Here is a 15,562-nt window from a genome sequence, read left to right on the forward strand (position 1 = left end):
TCTCTTCGGCGGTCGTGCGCCAAGACCAAGGACGGTGCTTCGACAGGCTCGGCAGCACGGCCGGGCCGCCTCCAGGTGCTTTACGCGCCCGGCAGCTCGAGGATGCGCTTCGAGACCACGTTGAGCATGACCTCGCTGGTGCCGCCCTCGATCGAGTTGGCCTTGGTGCGCAGCCAGGCGCGCGGCAGGGCGCCGCCGTCGGTCTCCTCGCTCTCCCATTCGAGCGCGGTGCTGCCGCCGGCCGACATCAGCAGCTCATGGCGCGCCTTGTTGAGCTCGGTGCCGGCGTACTTCATCAGGTTGGGGAACGCAGGATGCCCCTTGCCCACCTTGACCTCGTCCATGAACTTCTCGCTCATCGCGGTGAAGGCGAGCGCATCGACGTCGAACAGCGCGACCTGGGCGCGCAGCACCGGGTCCTCGAGCGCGCCGTTGCGGCCGAGCGTGGCGCCGAGCGAGCCGGCGCGGTCCGCGCCACCGGTGGCCGAGATCATCTCGCGCTCGTGGCCGAGCAGGTACTTGGCGACGTCCCAGCCGCGGTTGAGCTGGCCGACGATCTGGTCCTTGGGCACCTTCACGTTGTCGAAGAAGGTTTCGCAGAACGGCGAGCTGCCGCTGATCAGCTTGATCGGCTTGGTGGTGACGCCGGGGCTGGTCATGTCGAACAGCAGGAAGCTGATGCCCTGGTACTTGTTGGTCTTGTCGGTGCGGACGAGACAGAAGATCCAGTCGGCCTTGTTGGCGTAGCTGGTCCAGATCTTCTGGCCGTTGACCACCCAGTGATCGCCCTTGTCCTCGCCGAAAGTCTGCAAGGACACGAGATCGGAGCCCGAGCCCGGTTCGGAATAGCCCTGGCACCAGCGGATCTCGCCACGCGCGATCTGGCCGAGGTAGTGGACCTTCTGCTCCTCGGTGCCGAACTTGAGCAGCGCGGGGCCGAGCATCCAGATGCCGAACGAGGACAGCGGGGGCCGCGCGTTGATGCGGACCATTTCCTCGCGCCAGATCTTGGCCTCGGCCGGGGTCATGCCGGCGCCGCCGTAGGCCTTGGGCCAGTCGGGCACGGTGTAGCCCTTGGCGACGCAGCGATCGAGCCAGAGCTTTTGCGCCGCGTTCTTGAAGGTGAAGTTGCGCCCGCCCCAGCAGACGTCGTCGTCGTCGCGCACCGGCTCGCGCATTTCGGGCGGGCAGTTCTCCTCCAGCCAGGCGCGGATTTCCTGGCGGAAAGCTTCCAGGTCGGTCATCGTTGGACTCCTCTCTTAACCGGCAAATTAAGGCGAGTCGGACCGCGCTGGCAAGCGCAGATTTCCGCGGTTTGCGGGCATGCGTGCATGCCGTAGCGTCAAGTGCAGGACCATTGACGATGCCGGGCGCGGGCCTAAGCTGGCGGGCAAACACAAGCACGATGGAGAGGAACATGCGCTTTGCCGGAAAGACGGTGGTGATCACCGGCGCGGCTTCGGGAATCGGCCGCGCCACGGCGATCAAGTTCGCCGGCGAAGGCGCGCTGGTCTATGCCGCCGACATCGACGAGAAGGGCCTTGCCGAAACCGCCGCCGCCTCGAACGGGCAGGTCACCTGCGTGCGCTGCGACGTGACCAGCACGGAGGACATCAAGGCGCTGATGGACCGCGCCGCGGCCGAAACCGGCGGGATCGACACGGTATTCAACAACGCCGGCGCCGGCGGCGACCGCGCCCCCATCGACGAGATCGAGCCCGAAGGCTGGGACCGCACGATGGACCTGCTGCTGCGCTCGGTCGCGTTCGGCATCCGCTATGCCGTGCCGCACATGAAGGGCCGCAAGGGCGCCTCGATCGTCAACACCTCGAGCGTCGCGGCGATCGGCCCGGGCTATTCGCCCAATGCCTATGCCGTGGCCAAGGCGGGCGTGCTGCAGCTGACCAAGACCAGCGCGGCCGACCTCGCCCGCCACCAGATCCGGGTGAATGCGGTGCAGCCGGGCTTCATCAACACCAACATCTTCACCCGCGCGATCGGGCTGCCCGAGGAGATCGAGGCGCAGGCCAAGGCGGTGATCGCCGGGATCTCGCAGGCGGCGCAGCCGGTGGCGCGCGGCGGCCAGGGCGACGACATCGCCGAAGCGGTGCTGTTCCTGGCGAGCGAGGCGGCGGGCTTCGTCAACGGCACTTCGCTGATCGTCGACGGCGGGCTGACGATCGGGCCGCGCCATTCGTGGGACGAGACCACGCCGGGGCTGTTCCAGCAACTGGAAGCGATGGCCAGTGCCGCGCAAGGGACGTCTGCGTGACGAGGGTTTTCGCGACCTTCGAGGGCGCTTGATTTCGCGCAAGGCGAGCGGCACCAAGACCGGGTTTAACCGATTCCTTAAGCGAGCAAGGGAGCGCGCCATCGGGGCGCGCAGGAGGAACAGAAGGCCATGGATTTCGACTACACCGACCGGCAGGTCTACTGGCGCGACCGCGTCCGCGACTTCATCGAGGCCCATGTCCGCCCGCGCCTGGGCGACTACAAGGCCGAGCAGGCGAGCGGCGGGCGCTGGAAGGTGCTGCAGGTGGTCGAGGAGGAGAAGGCGCGCGCCAAGGCCGCGGGCATCTGGAACCTGTTCATGCCGCCGCGCAACGGCGGCCACCACCACGTCGACGAGACCTTCGAGTTCGAAGGACCCGGCCTGACCAACCTCGAATACGCGCTCTGCGCCGAGGAAATGGGGCGGATCGGGTTCTCCTCGGAAGTGTTCAACTGCGCCGCGCCCGACACCGGCAACATGGAAGTGCTGCACCGCTACGGCACGCGCGAGCAGAAGGAGCAGTGGCTGCGCCCGCTGATGAACGGCGAGATCCGCTCGGCCTTCCTGATGACCGAGCCGCAGGTCGCCTCGTCCGACGCCACCAACATCGAGACGCGGATCGAGCGTGACGGCGACCACTACGTGATCAACGGGCGCAAGTGGTGGTCCTCGGGCCTGGGCGATCCGCGCTGCAAGGTCGCGATCGTGATGGGCAAGACCGACACCTCGGCCAAGCGCCACCAGCAGCAGTCGATGGTGCTGGTCCCGATCGACGCGCCCGGCGTCAACGTCATCCGCCACCTGCCCGTGTTCGGCTACGACGATGCACCGCACGGGCACATGGAAGTCGAGCTCAAGGACGTGCGCGTGCCGCTCGACGCGATCCTGCTCGGCGAAGGGCGCGGCTTCGAGATCGCGCAGGGGCGCTTGGGGCCCGGCCGCATCCACCACTGCATGCGCACGATCGGCGTGGCCGAGGAAGCGATCGCCAAGATGGCCAAGCGGCTGCAGTCGCGCGTCGCCTTCGGCAAGACCATCGCGAGCCATTCGGTGTGGGAGCAGCGCATCGCGCAGGCGCGGATCGACATCGAGATGACCCGCCTGCTCTGCCTCAAGGCGGCGGACATGATGGACAAGGTCGGCAACAAGTCGGCCGCGCTCGAGATCGCGATGATCAAGGTCCAGGCCCCGAACATGGCGCTGCGGATCATCGACGACGCGATCCAGGCGCACGGCGGCGGCGGCGTGTCGGAAGACTACGGCCTCGCCTCGGCCTATGCCCAGATGCGCACGCTGCGCCTTGCCGACGGACCGGACGAAGTCCACGCCCGTTCGATCGCGCGGATCGAGTTCGCCCGCCACACCGACGCGCCGCAGGGCGATGGTGGCATGAGCTCGGGCGACATCGGCGTGTCGCGCTGACCTGACGACCCTTTCGCCCCGGCCGCCGTCGGCCGGGGCGAGCTGACGCATTTCGCCGCCGGCAGGGCCTGCGGCCGCATGGGAGAACCGCGATGAAAGCCGCCATCCTCGAAAAAGCCGGCGAGCCGCTGGTCATCGACGACCTGACCGTATCCAAGCCCGGCCCCCACGAGGTGCTGATCCGCACCGCCGCCTGCGGGCTGTGCCATTCGGACCTGCACTTCATCGAAGGCACCTACCCCCACGCGATGCCCTGCGTCGCCGGGCACGAGGCGGCCGGGATCGTCGAGGCGGTCGGCAGCGAAGTGCGCACGGTCAAGGTCGGCGACGCGGTCGTCACCTGCCTTTCGGCCTATTGCGGCCACTGCGAATTCTGCGTGACCGGGCGGATGGCGCTGTGCCTTGGCGGCGACACCCGCCGCGGCCCCGGCGAGGCGCCGCGCCTGACGCGCAGCTCGGACGGCAGCACGGTCAACCAGATGCTCAACCTCTCGGCCTTTGCCGAAATGATGCTGATCCACGAGCACGCTTGCGTGGCGATCAACCCCGAAATGCCGCTCGACCGCGCCGCGGTGATCGGCTGCGCGGTGACCACGGGCGCGGGCGCGGTGTTCAACGCCTGCAAGGTGACGCCGGGCGAGACGGTCGCGGTCGTCGGCTGCGGCGGCGTGGGGCTTGCCACGATCAACGCCGCGAAGATTGCGGGCGCCGGGCGGATCATCGCCGCCGACCCGATCCCCGAGAAGCGCGAGCTTGCAAGGAAGCTCGGCGCGACCGACGTGGTCGATGCGATGGACCCGGACGCCGCCAAGCAGATCGTCGAGCTGACCAAGGGCGGCGTCGACCACGCGATCGAGGCGGTCGGACGCCCGGCTTCGGCCAGCCTCGCCGTCGCCACGCTGCGCCGCGGCGGCACCGCGACGATCCTGGGGATGATGCCGCTGAACGAGAAGGTCGGCCTTGCGGCGATGGACCTGCTGTCGGGCAAGAAGCTGCAGGGCGCGATCATGGGCGCCAACCGCTTCCCGGTCGACCTGCCGCGCCTGGTCGATTTCTACATGCGCGGGCTGCTCGACCTCGACACGATCATCGCCGAGCGCATCCCGCTGTCCGGGATCAACGAGGGCTTCGAGAAGATGAAGGCCGGACACAGCGCGCGCAGCGTGATCGTGTTCGACCAGTAAGCGGCAGGCAGGGAACCACGCGGGTGAGCCAGATCGACGCACAGGCGGCCTTTACCGGAACGGTCGAGCCCGAAGGGGCCGACCGGCTCGACGAGACCGCCCTCACCCGCTGGTTCGAGGACAATGTCGCAGGCTTTGCCGGGCCGATCGCGGTGCGGAAGTTCAAGGGCGGGCAGTCGAACCCGACCTATCGCATCGAGACCCCGGAGCGCGCCTATGTCCTGCGGCGCAAGCCGTTCGGCAAGCTGCTGCCATCGGCGCACGCGGTCGACCGCGAATTCAAGGTGCAGTCGGGCCTGTCGCGCGCCGGCTTCCCGGTCGCGCCGCAATACGGGCTGTGCAGCGACGACAGCGTGATCGGCGCGATGTTCTACGTGATGGGCTGCATCGAAGGGCGCACGATCTGGGACGGCGCGATGCCGGGCGCGACCCCGGAAGAGCGCCGCGCGACCTACCTCGAGATGGTCGACACGCTGGCCGCGCTGCACAATGTCGATGTCGAGGCGGCGGGGCTGTCGGATTACGGCAAGCCCGGCAATTATTTCGGCCGGCAAGTGGACCGCTGGACCAAGCAGTACCGCCTTTCGGAAACCGAGACGATGCCCGAGATGGAGCGGCTGATCGAATGGCTGCCGGCAACGCTGCCCGAACAGACCCGCACCAGCGTGGTCCACGGCGACTACCGCATCGACAACATGATCTACGCCCCCGCCGAGCCCAAGGTGCTGGCGGTGCTCGACTGGGAACTGTCGACGCTGGGCGATCCGCTGGCCGACTTCACCTACCTGTGCATCGCCTGGTTCACCGACAATGCCGGGCGTTCGGGGGTGCAGGACCTCGACCGCAAGGCGCTCGGCATCCCCGAGCTGGACGAAGTGGTGGCGCGCTATTGCGAGAAGACCGGGCGTGATGGCCTGCAAAACCTCGACTGGTATCTCGCCTACAACTTCTTCCGCCTGACCGGCATCGTCCAGGGGATCAAGAAGCGGGTGATCGACGGCACTGCCTCTTCGGCGCACGCCAAGGCCAGCTCCGAACGGGTCACGCCGCTCGCACAGGCAGCCTGGGCCTTCGCGCAGCGGGCCGGAGCGCGCTGAGCGGATAGAAAAGGGGCGGCGCCAAGACGGCACCACCCCCTCCTTTCATCGCCCGGGAAGCGTGCGTTCAGGCCGCTTCGGCGCGCTTTTCGCTGCGTTCGAGGTTGAGCATTTCGGCTAGCAGGAAGGCCAGCTCGATCGACTGCGCCGCGTTGAGGCGCGGGTCGCAATGGGTGTGGTAGCGGTCGGCCAGGGCTTCCTGGGTGATCGCGACCGCGCCGCCGGTGCATTCGGTCACGTCCTGGCCGGTCATCTCGATGTGGATGCCGCCGGCGTGGGTGCCTTCGGCGCGGTGGACCGCGAAGAAGCCCTTCACTTCGGACAGGATGCGGTCGAACGGGCGCGTCTTGTAGCCGTTGTCGGCCTTGATCACGTTGCCGTGCATCGGATCGCAGCTCCACACCACCGGGTGGCCTTCGCGCTTCACCGCGCGGACCAGCGGGGCGAGCCCGGCTTCGACCTTGTCGTGCCCGAAGCGGCTGATCAGGGTGATCCGGCCGGCTTCGCGCGCGGGGTTGAGCGTATCGAGCATCTTGAGCAGCGCGTCGGGCGCAAGACTCGGCCCGCACTTCATGCCGATCGGGTTGTTGACGCCGCGCAGGTACTCGACGTGGGCCGAGCCTTCGAAGCGGGTGCGGTCGCCGATCCACAGCATGTGCGCGCTGGTGTCGTACCAGTCGCCGGTCAGCGAATCCTGGCGCGTCATCGCCTCTTCGTACGGCAGCAGCAGCGCTTCGTGGCTGGTGTAGAAGCTGGTGCCCTTCAGCTGGGGCACGGTCTGCGGATCGACCCCGCAGGCTTCCATGAAATCGAGCGATTCGCCGATCTTGTCGGCCATCTCGCCGAACTTGGCTGCCCACGGGCTCTTGCCGATGTGCTCGAGCGTCCACTGGTGGACCTGGCGCAGGTTGGCATAGCCGCCGGTCGAGAACGCGCGCAGCAGGTTGAGCGTGGCGGCGGCCTGCGAATAGGCGCGCAGCATGCGCTCGGGATCGGGGATGCGCGATTCGGCGGTGAACTCGATGCCGTTGATGTTGTCGCCAAGGTAGCTCGGCAGCTCGACATCGCCGATCTTCTCGACCGGCGAGGAGCGCGGCTTGGCGAACTGGCCCGCCATGCGGCCGACCTTGACCACCGGCTGCTTGCTGGCGAAGGTCAGCACCACCGCCATCTGCAGCAGCACGCGGAAGGTGTCGCGGATGTTGTTCGGGTGGAACTCGGCGAACGATTCGGCGCAGTCCCCGCCCTGGAGCAGAAAACCCTTGCCCGCCGCAACCTGGGCGAGATCCGCCTTGAGCGCGCGCGCTTCGCCGGCAAACACCAGCGGCGGAAAGCTCGTCAGCGTCTGTTCGACCGCATGAAGCCTGTCCGCATCCGGGTAGGTCGGCAGATGCCGCGCCTCTGCCCCGCGCCAGCTGTTCGCATTCCAGTTGTTTGCCACTGTTCCTTCCTTTCGAGACGCGGGGCCATACGCGGCCCGGGTCATAAATGCAAAGGAAGGCTGGCGATCAGTGCAATCGGACGCATCGCTCAGCGCGGCAATGCGTCCGATCGTTTCACTTCGGGCGCGGAACCACCTGCAGGCGCCACGAACGATCGCGCACCAGGTAGCGGCTGGCGAGCGCCTGCATGCGCTGCGGCGTGGTGTTGCTGTAGTCGGCGAGCACCGAGCGGATGTCGGTGAACTTGCGCGGCTCGAGCGCGCCGCCCTGGAGCTGGAACATGTAGAAGCCGTTGCCGGTGCTGGCGCGGGTGATCAGCTGCTTCATCGGCTCGGTGACGCGGGCGATCTCGTCGGCGGTCGGCGGATTGGCCGAGAGGTCGGCGGCGATCGTGTCGGCCGCGGCAAAGAACGCCGGCAGGTCCTGCGGGCGAAGCTGGACGGTGGCGGCGACGTAGCCGCCCGAGGGCACGTCGAGCGGCCAGTTCGAGGCGACCTGCGGGGCGTAGCTCGCGCCGATCTTCTCGCGCATCTCGTCGAACAGGCGGATGTTGAAGATCTGCGCCAGGAGTTCGAGCTGGCGCGCCTCGCGCACGCCGGCGCGGCCGCCGCCGGTCGGCCAGGCGACCATCGCCGCGGCGGTGTTGGCATCGCCGTGGTGCGTCAGCGTGAGCGGAGTCTCGTTGTGCGCCGGGATCGTCGGCGCGAGCGTCGATTCGGGCGCATCGGGTCGCCGCGGCAGTGCGCCGAACGTGCGCTCGAGCGCTGCGACGGCATCGTCGCGGGCGAAGTCGCCGAAGATGTCGACCTCGATCGGTCCTTGCGCGAGCAGCGGCTCCCACACCCGGCGGAAGCCTTCGGGCGTGACCGTGTCGAGCTGCGCCGGCGTGGGACGGGCGTAGCGCGGGTCGCTGTTCTTGAGCAGCCAGCCGGCATCGCGCGCCAGCACCGACTGCGGCGAGGCGTTGGTCGCCTCGTAGCCGAGCTTGGAGGCGGCGCGGGCGCGCAGCACCGGGTTCGGATCCCAGCGCGGCATGCCGAGCTTGCCGGCGAAGAGGTAGAGCTGGTCGGCGAGATCGGCGGGCCGGGTGTCCGAGCTGATCACGAAGCTGGTGTCGTCGATGTCGAAATCGAGGCTGAGCTTGCGGCCGGTGGCGAGCCGGTCGAGATCGTCGCGGCCGAGCTTGCCAAAGCCGGTGTCCATCAGCGCCATTTCGCCGATCGAGGCGTAGACCGCATCCTTCGGGTCGATCGCGGCATAGCCGCGGCCGAAGCGGACGCGCAGGATGATCCGGCCGGGTTCCGCCGCGCTCTGCCACAGCAGCCCCTTGACCCCGTTCGACAGTTCGAACCGCTCGATCCCGAGCAGCCCGACCGGCTCGGCCGAAGTCACCGTGCCGGGCGTGCCGATCGGCGGCAGGTCGGAGAACTTGAGCGCGTTGGCGGCGATGCGGCTGCCCGCGGCCGCGTCGACCGGCGCGGTCAGCGCCGCCTTGACGTCGGCCTCGGTGCCGTCGGCGGCATTGGGGGTGATCAGCACGCCGCGCACGACCGCGCCGGTGAACAGCGCGCGGGTGTGCTCGAACACCGCCTGGGGCGTGAACAGCGGCTTGGACTTCTGGAAGATGTCGTAGACGGTGTCGGGATTGGCGACGGTTTCGCGGATGTCGACCGCATTGGCGATGTCGTCGGCGAGCTTGGAGCCGGCGAGCGTCTCCTGCGTCTCGACCGGCACCTTGAAGGCAACGTCGAACTCGGCGACCTCGCGGGCGATTTCCTCGGGACTGGGCGGGGTCGCGAGCGCATCGGCGATGACCGCGCGCACGTCGTGGACCGCGCTCTTCCAGTCGTCGCCGAGCGGGGTGACGGTAATCAGCGTGGTGTCGGCCGAGCGGCTGACGTCCTGCTGCTCGACCGACGCGGCAAGGAAGCTCGCGGTGCCGCGCGCCTTGGCCTCGAGCCGGCGATTGATGAGGGCGAGCCCGAGCCGGTCGATCATCAGCCCCTGGTTGTAGGCGATGGTGTCGTCGACCTTGGTCCAGGGGCGCAGGATCGCGTAGTTGAACAGGCGCGGAAGGTCGGGTTCGACCAGCACGCTGGTTTCCCCGACCGGATTTGCCGGGTCCGCCCCGGCCGGGCGCACCGGCTTGCCGAAATCGGGCTGCGGCGGCTTCTTGCCCTGCTTCTTCCAGCCGCCGAACCAGGTCTTGATCTGGGCGACGAGCGCCTCGGGCTCGGCGTCGCCAGCGACGATGATGACGGTGTTGTCGGGGCGGTACCACTTGTCGTGGAACGCCTTGATGCTTTCGGCGGTGGCGGCGTTGAGCGTGTCGACCGTGCCGATCGGCGAGCGCGTGGCGAGGGGCTGGCCGGCGAAGAACACGCCGCGGGTGCCGTCGATCACCCGGCTCTGCGGGCCGGTGCGCTCGCGCATTTCGGCCAGCACGATCGGCACTTCGGTCCGTACCCCCACCGGCGTGAAGATCGGCGCGGTGATCATGCCCGAGAGCAGCTTGAAGGTCTCGTCGATCTTGGCGGCGTCGATCCCGGGCACGTCGAGCTTGTAGACGGTCTGCGTCGCGCTGGTTTCGGCGTTGGTGTCGCTGCCGAAGGTCGCGCCGAGCTTCTGCCAGGTGGGGATCGCCTCACCCGCCTTGAGATACTTCGAATCGCGGAAGCTGAGGTGCTCGATCAGGTGGGCGTAGCCGCGCTGCGCCTCGGTCTCGTAGAGCGAACCCGCATCGACCAGGATGCGCACCGAGATCTGTCCCGGCGGCACTCCGTTCTTGCGCACGGCATAGCGCAGGCCGTTCGGAAGGGTGCCGAACACCCACTCCTTGTCGTGCGGCACGTCGCTGCCTTCGTAGAGCCAGTTCGACGGATCGTGCCGGGCGGACGGGGCGGCGGCCGCGGGCCTGGCCGACGACGGCTGGGGAAGGACCAGCACGCCGGCGAGGAGGAGCGAGGCAAACCGGGAGAAGCGCTGCGAGGAGCCCGAGGAGGATGTCATCGCAAGCTCTATAGGCAAGCGCAAAGTGAAGGGCCAGTGAATAGCCCTTCACCCGCGCGGCGTGGTGTCAGTTCTTGGCCTTGGGGGCGGCGGTCGCGCCGGCCTGCTGCGCGGCCTGCTCCTTCTGCATTTCGGCGCGCATCGCCTCGACTTCGGCGATCGTCTTGGAATCGATCAGCTGGATCTGGAAGACGAGGTCCGAATTGGCCGGGATCTTCTCCGAAGCGTTGGCGCCGTAGCCGAGCGCGGCGGGGATGCAGAGGCGATAGATCGAATCGCGCGGCATCGTCTGCAGCCCTTCGGCGAACCCGGGGATCACCGCGTCGAGGTTGAGCGGCGCGCTGACGTTCTGGTCGAACACCGCGCCGGTCGCGGCGAGGTAGCCGATATAGTTGATCAGCACGAAATCGTTCTTGCCGGGCTTGGGCCCGGTGCCTGCCTTGAGCACCTGGTAGCCGAGGCCGGAGGCGGTCTTGGCCGAGCAGGTGCGGTACTGCGCGCCGACCGTGGGCATCAGCGGCACGGCGAGAACGTCGGGCGAGGCCGCAGCGGCGGCCGCCGCCGGAGCGGGCGCCGTCTCGGCCGCGCAGGCCGGCGCAGCGGAAAGAGCGAGGGCGAGGAGCGAGGCGAGAGCGCCGTGGCGCGGGAGGGTCGTGATCATGTCGCGCGCCGTATAGCCGTCATGTTACAGTTCTGACAACGCGCACGCCGACGTGGTCCGGGCCTTGCTTCCCTTTCATGGAGACGGGCCAACGAGGCTGGCCCAGGAAGCAAGCCGCCTCGCCCCACGATCGGCCCTTGACCCGCCTCTCGCCCGGCCTACATGCAAGGCCATGTTCATCGAAACCGAGACCACCCCGAACCCGGCAACCCTGAAGTTCCTTCCGGGCGAACTGGTCATGGCCGCAGGCACGCGCGAATTCACCTCTCCCGAGGAGGCCGAGGCCTCGCCGCTGGCGCAGGCGCTGTTCGACCTCGGCGACGTGACCGGGGTGTTCTATGGCCGCGACTTCGTGTCGGTGACGATCGCGCCGGGCGCGCAGTGGGCCGACGTCAAGCCGCAGGTGCTTTCGCTGCTGCTCGACCACTTCGTCAGCGCTGCGCCCCTGTTCGTCGGCGGTTCGGCGAGCGGCATCGCGGTGCCGGGCGAGGACGCCGACTTCGGCGACGATCCGGCCGACGCCGACGTGGTCGCGCAGATCAAGGACCTGATCGAGACCCGCGTGCGCCCGGCGGTGGCCAACGACGGCGGCGACATCGTCTATCGCGGCTTCCGCGAAGGCGTGGTCTACCTGCAGATGCAGGGCGCCTGCTCGGGCTGCCCTTCTTCGACCGCGACGCTCAAGCACGGCATCGAGAGCCTGCTCAAGCACTACGTCCCCGAAGTTACCGAAGTCCGCGCCGCCTGAGGCCGAAGGAACCGACCAGACAATGTCCCAGCCGCTCTCCGACGCCGCGCTCGACCAGCTGTTCCGCACCGCCCGGACCTACAACGGGTTCCTCGACAAGCCGGTCAGCGAAGCGCAGTTGCACCAGATCTGGGACCTGATGAAGTTCGGCCCGACGTCGGCCAACCAGATGCCGGCGCGGCTGGTATGGTGCGTCTCGGATGCGGCGAAGGAAAAGCTCGCCGCGCTCGCCGGCGGGACCAATCCCGACAAGATCCGCAAGGCGCCGGTGACGGTGATCATCGGCATGGATCTCGACTTCCACGAGCAGCTGCCGTGGCTGTTCCCGCACACCGACGCGAAGAGCTGGTTCGACGGCAACGAGCCCCTGCGCGAGGTGTCGGCGATGCGCAACTCGACGCTGCAGGGCGCCTACTTCATCGTGGCGGCACGCGCCGTCGGGCTCGATACCGGGCCGATGTCGGGCTTCGACAATGCCGCGGTCGACGCCGCCTTCTTCGCCGACACGCCGAGGGTCCGGTCGAACTTCATCTCGACCCTGGGCTATGGCGATCCGGCGACGATCTTCGAGCGCTCGCCGCGCCCGGATTTCCCGACCTTCAACCGCATCGCCTGACCAGGAAGGCCCGAAAGCTTGCGCCGCCTGGTGATCGACAGCGCGACGGAGGCCTGCTCGGTCGCGCTGTTCGACGATGCGCGACTGGTGGCGGGCGAATGCGCCATGCTCGGCCGCGGCCATGCCGAACGGCTCGTGCCGATGGTGGCCGCGCTGCCCGGCAAGGGGCGCGCCGAGGCCATCGCGGTCGATCTCGGCCCCGGCAGCTTCACCGGCATCCGCGTCGGCCTCGCCGCGGCGCGTGCGCTCGCGCTCGCCTGGGGCGTGCCGGTGGCGGGCTACGACAGTCTTTCGCTGCTCGCCGCGATGGCGGCGCAGGCGCATCCCGGCCACAGCATCGACGTCGTCACCACGGGCGGCCACGGCGAATGGTTCTTCCGCGCCTTCGATGCCGCAGGCGCCCCGCTCGCGCCGCTGCTCTCGGCTGCGCCCGAGGCGGTCGCGGCGCAATCGCGCGGCGCCGTCATCGCCGGCAGCCAGGCCGAGGCGCTGGCCGCGTTGCGTCAGGCGGCCCCTGCCGCAATCCTGCCGCTGTGGCCCGACGCGCAGCGCTTCGACCTGCTGCCGGCAGGTCTGCTCACCACCGAGACCCACGCGCGCTACGGCCGACCGCCCGACGCGCGCCTGCCGGGCGCTGCCTGACCGACCGGCCATGATGGACGATCTCGACCGCATCATGCTGGTGATGGACGAGGCGTTCGCGCCCGAATACGGCGAGGCCTGGAACCGCCGGCAGGTAGGCGACGCGCTGGTCATGCCCGGCACCCGCTACGGCCTGATCACCGCCGAAGGCCGACCCAACGTGCGCCGGGACGACACGGTCGCCGGCTTCTACCTGTCGCGCCGAATCCTGGACGAGGAAGAACTTCTTCTGTTCGCGATTGCACCTGCCTTTCGCCGCAGGGGTCTTGGTCATGCGTTGCTGCAGCGTTTCATCGCGGATGCAAGAAGTGACGGGATGCAGCGTCTGTTTCTCGAGATGCGCGCGGGCAATCCGGCGGGTCATCTTTACCTGGCGCACGGTTTCGTGCCGGTCGGACGGCGGCCGAACTACTACCGGACAAGCGACGGATCGCGCCTCGACGCGATCAGCCATGCGCTCGACCTGTGATTAATCGCAGGTTTTTCAGAGAATTATGAATTTTCGGTCATTCTGCCGAATCCGAGCGGTCAATACAGTTGTTTCTTTGTTGTAACGGCCTATAAAGACCTCATCTTCGCAAGAGTCGAAAGCGCCATCCGCTGCATCGCAGCAATGGTAGAGAAAAAGGGTCGAAAATATGGCTGAAATTGAACACGATATGCGCGAAACGCTGATCACCCTCACCTCGGACATCGTTGCCGCGCACGTGAGCAACAACAGCGTGGCGGTCGGTGACCTGCCGACGCTGATCTCCAACGTCTATTCGGCGCTGGCCGGGATCAATACCAACGAACCGAGCAGTGAACCCGCGCCCGAGCCGGCAGTTTCCATTCGCGCCTCGGTGAAGAACGATCACATCGTCTGCCTCGAGGACGGCAAGAAGCTGAAGATGCTCAAGCGCCATCTTGCGACGCGCTACAACATGACCCCGGAACAGTATCGCGCGCGCTGGAACCTGCCCGCCGACTATCCGATGGTCGCGCCGGCCTATGCCGAGAAGCGCCGCGAGCTCGCCAAGAAGATCGGCCTCGGCCGTAAGCCCGCGCCCAAGCGTGGTCGCGCCAAGACGGCAGCCTGATCTCCACGGGATCTGAAGCTTGCCCGGTTGAAGAAATGGCCTGCCGGTCTATGATCGGCGGGCCATTTTTCTTTGCAACGGACCGACAGTGCACCAGGCCATCGACATCGAAGCTCTCTGCGCGGAACGCGGCCTGCGGATCACCGACCAGCGCCGGGTGATCGCCAAGGTCCTGTCCGAAAGCACCGACCACCCCGACGTCGAGAAGCTGCACGAGCGCGCCGCCGCGGTCGATCCGCGCATCTCGATCGCCACGGTCTACCGCACCGTGCGCCTGTTCGAGGAAGCGGGCATCCTCGACCGCCACGATTTCGGCGACGGCCGCGCCCGCTACGAGGCGACGCCCGAAGCGCACCACGACCACCTGATCGATGTCGAGACCGGCAAAGTGATCGAGTTCGTCGATCCCGAGCTCGAAGCGCTGCAGCGCCAGATCGCGGAGAAGCTGGGCTATCGCCTGGTCGATCACCGCATGGAACTCTACGGCGTCAAGCTTGACCGCGACAGCTGATCGCGCGGTCGGCCCCGAACGCGGGGCGCCGATCGACTTTGCCGGCAAGGTCCGCATCGGCCTGCGCGCGCTCGGACTCTTCCTCGCACTGCTGGTCTGCGTTCCGCTGCACTACGTGTGGCGCACCGTCCATTACGGCTCGCCGATGCCGATGCTGTTCCTGCGCATGGCGGCGCGGCTGGTCGGCGCGCGGGTGCGCACCCACGGCACGCACTTGCGCCGCGACGTGTTCTTCATCGCCAACCATGTCTCGTGGGTCGACATCCTCGCGCTTGCCGGGGCGAGCGGCACCGCCTTCGTCGCCAAGGCCGAGCTCGAGCGCGCGCCGGTGGTCGGCTGGCTGTCCAAGCTCAACCGCACCGTCTTCGTCAGCCGCGAGGACCGCATGGGCGTGGCCGACCAGATCAACCGGCTGAAGGAAGCGCTTGCCGACAACTGGTCGGTGACGGTGTTCCCGGAAGGCACCACGACCGACGGACAGTCGCTGCTGCCGTTCAAGACCGCGATGCTGCGCGTGCTCGAACCGCCGCCACCCGGCGTGCTGGTCCAGCCGGTGGTGCTGCACTATGGCCCGGTCGCCGAATGGATCGGCTGGATCGGCGAGGAAAGCGGCCTCGCCAACGCGCTGCGGGTGCTGGCGCGCAAGGGCAGTTTCCGGCTCGACGTGCATTATCTCGAGCCGTTCCACCCGCGCGACCATCCGGGGCGCAAGGCCATCGCCGCACAGGCGCGCGCGCAGATCGAGCCGGCGCTGGAGGCCGCGCTGGGCAAACGCTTACGCCCATTTGCGCTCGACGTGCCACAAGTGCGCTTCGCCGCGCCTGCGCCGGTCTCCGAGCCCGCAGAGGGCTAGCTCTTCACCCCCCTTGCGAAATCGCG

At 68.1% G+C, this 15,562-nt stretch carries 15 protein-coding genes; 11 read left to right on the forward strand and 4 right to left on the reverse strand.

Going from position 1 to position 15,562, the window contains the following annotated elements; genetic code table 11:
• Window positions 1-80: 80 nt before the first annotated feature.
• Window positions 81-1,244, reverse strand: coding sequence for an acyl-CoA dehydrogenase family protein (locus K3A85_RS01480; RefSeq protein ID WP_225204720.1), 1,164 nt, complete (start codon window positions 1,242-1,244; stop codon window positions 81-83).
• 173 nt (window positions 1,245-1,417) lie between these two features.
• Between K3A85_RS01480 and K3A85_RS01485 the strand changes: the two genes are divergently transcribed.
• The 4 genes from K3A85_RS01485 to K3A85_RS01500 all read left to right on the forward strand — a co-directional run bounded on the left by K3A85_RS01485 (window position 1,418) and on the right by K3A85_RS01500 (window position 5,975).
• Window positions 1,418-2,272: an SDR family NAD(P)-dependent oxidoreductase gene (locus K3A85_RS01485; RefSeq protein ID WP_225204721.1), complete on the forward strand. Its 855-nt coding sequence runs from the start codon at window positions 1,418-1,420 to the stop codon at window positions 2,270-2,272.
• 129 nt (window positions 2,273-2,401) lie between these two features.
• Window positions 2,402-3,694, forward strand: coding sequence for an acyl-CoA dehydrogenase family protein (locus tag K3A85_RS01490; protein ID WP_225204722.1), 1,293 nt, complete (start codon window positions 2,402-2,404; stop codon window positions 3,692-3,694).
• 92 nt (window positions 3,695-3,786) lie between these two features.
• Window positions 3,787-4,878: a Zn-dependent alcohol dehydrogenase gene (locus K3A85_RS01495; protein WP_225204723.1), complete on the forward strand. Its 1,092-nt coding sequence runs from the start codon at window positions 3,787-3,789 to the stop codon at window positions 4,876-4,878.
• Between the two features lie 23 nt (window positions 4,879-4,901).
• Window positions 4,902-5,975 (forward strand): phosphotransferase family protein, encoded by a 1,074-nt coding sequence (locus K3A85_RS01500; protein WP_225204724.1) that lies wholly within the window; start codon window positions 4,902-4,904, stop codon window positions 5,973-5,975.
• Between the two features lie 67 nt (window positions 5,976-6,042).
• On the opposite strand, the gene K3A85_RS01505 is transcribed toward K3A85_RS01500, so the two are convergent.
• From K3A85_RS01505 to K3A85_RS01515, 3 genes are all read right to left on the reverse strand, one after another.
• Window positions 6,043-7,416, reverse strand: a complete 1,374-nt coding sequence (locus K3A85_RS01505) for a class II 3-deoxy-7-phosphoheptulonate synthase (RefSeq protein WP_225204725.1) — start codon at window positions 7,414-7,416, stop codon at window positions 6,043-6,045.
• A 115-nt stretch (window positions 7,417-7,531) separates the two neighbouring features.
• The gene (locus K3A85_RS01510; RefSeq protein WP_225204726.1) at window positions 7,532-10,426 is read right to left on the reverse strand and encodes a M16 family metallopeptidase; all 2,895 of its coding nucleotides are present in this window, start codon (window positions 10,424-10,426) and stop codon (window positions 7,532-7,534) included.
• A 67-nt stretch (window positions 10,427-10,493) separates the two neighbouring features.
• Window positions 10,494-11,087 (reverse strand): FKBP-type peptidyl-prolyl cis-trans isomerase, encoded by a 594-nt coding sequence (locus tag K3A85_RS01515; protein WP_225204727.1) that lies wholly within the window; start codon window positions 11,085-11,087, stop codon window positions 10,494-10,496.
• A gap of 172 nt (window positions 11,088-11,259) precedes the next feature.
• On the opposite strand from K3A85_RS01515, the gene K3A85_RS01520 reads away from it, so the two are divergent.
• The 7 genes from K3A85_RS01520 (at window position 11,260) to K3A85_RS01550 (ending at window position 15,536) form a co-directional block, all read left to right on the forward strand.
• Window positions 11,260-11,835 (forward strand): NifU family protein, encoded by a 576-nt coding sequence (locus K3A85_RS01520; protein WP_225204728.1) that lies wholly within the window; start codon window positions 11,260-11,262, stop codon window positions 11,833-11,835.
• Between the two features lie 22 nt (window positions 11,836-11,857).
• Window positions 11,858-12,451: a malonic semialdehyde reductase gene (locus K3A85_RS01525; RefSeq protein ID WP_225204729.1), complete on the forward strand. Its 594-nt coding sequence runs from the start codon at window positions 11,858-11,860 to the stop codon at window positions 12,449-12,451.
• Between the two features lie 18 nt (window positions 12,452-12,469).
• Entirely contained in the window at window positions 12,470-13,093 is a 624-nt protein-coding gene (gene tsaB, locus K3A85_RS01530; protein ID WP_225204730.1) for a tRNA (adenosine(37)-N6)-threonylcarbamoyltransferase complex dimerization subunit type 1 TsaB, read from the forward strand.
• 13 nt (window positions 13,094-13,106) lie between these two features.
• Window positions 13,107-13,562 (forward strand): GNAT family N-acetyltransferase, encoded by a 456-nt coding sequence (locus K3A85_RS01535; RefSeq protein ID WP_318248056.1) that lies wholly within the window; start codon window positions 13,107-13,109, stop codon window positions 13,560-13,562.
• Between the two features lie 169 nt (window positions 13,563-13,731).
• Complete coding sequence (locus K3A85_RS01540) at window positions 13,732-14,172, forward strand: MucR family transcriptional regulator (RefSeq protein ID WP_225204732.1); 441 nt, start codon at window positions 13,732-13,734, stop codon at window positions 14,170-14,172.
• A gap of 88 nt (window positions 14,173-14,260) precedes the next feature.
• Window positions 14,261-14,683 (forward strand): Fur family transcriptional regulator, encoded by a 423-nt coding sequence (locus K3A85_RS01545; RefSeq protein ID WP_225204733.1) that lies wholly within the window; start codon window positions 14,261-14,263, stop codon window positions 14,681-14,683.
• Window positions 14,667-15,536 carry a lysophospholipid acyltransferase family protein gene (locus K3A85_RS01550; RefSeq protein WP_225204734.1) on the forward strand — a complete coding sequence of 290 codons (870 nt, stop codon included), beginning with the start codon at window positions 14,667-14,669 and terminating at the stop codon, window positions 15,534-15,536. The genes K3A85_RS01545 and K3A85_RS01550 overlap by 17 nt, the downstream gene beginning before the upstream one ends.
• The last annotated feature ends 26 nt before the right edge of the window (window positions 15,537-15,562 follow it).

The sequence above is a fragment of the Novosphingobium huizhouense genome (assembly GCF_020179475.1).
GTDB lineage: Bacteria > Pseudomonadota > Alphaproteobacteria > Sphingomonadales > Sphingomonadaceae > Novosphingobium > Novosphingobium huizhouense.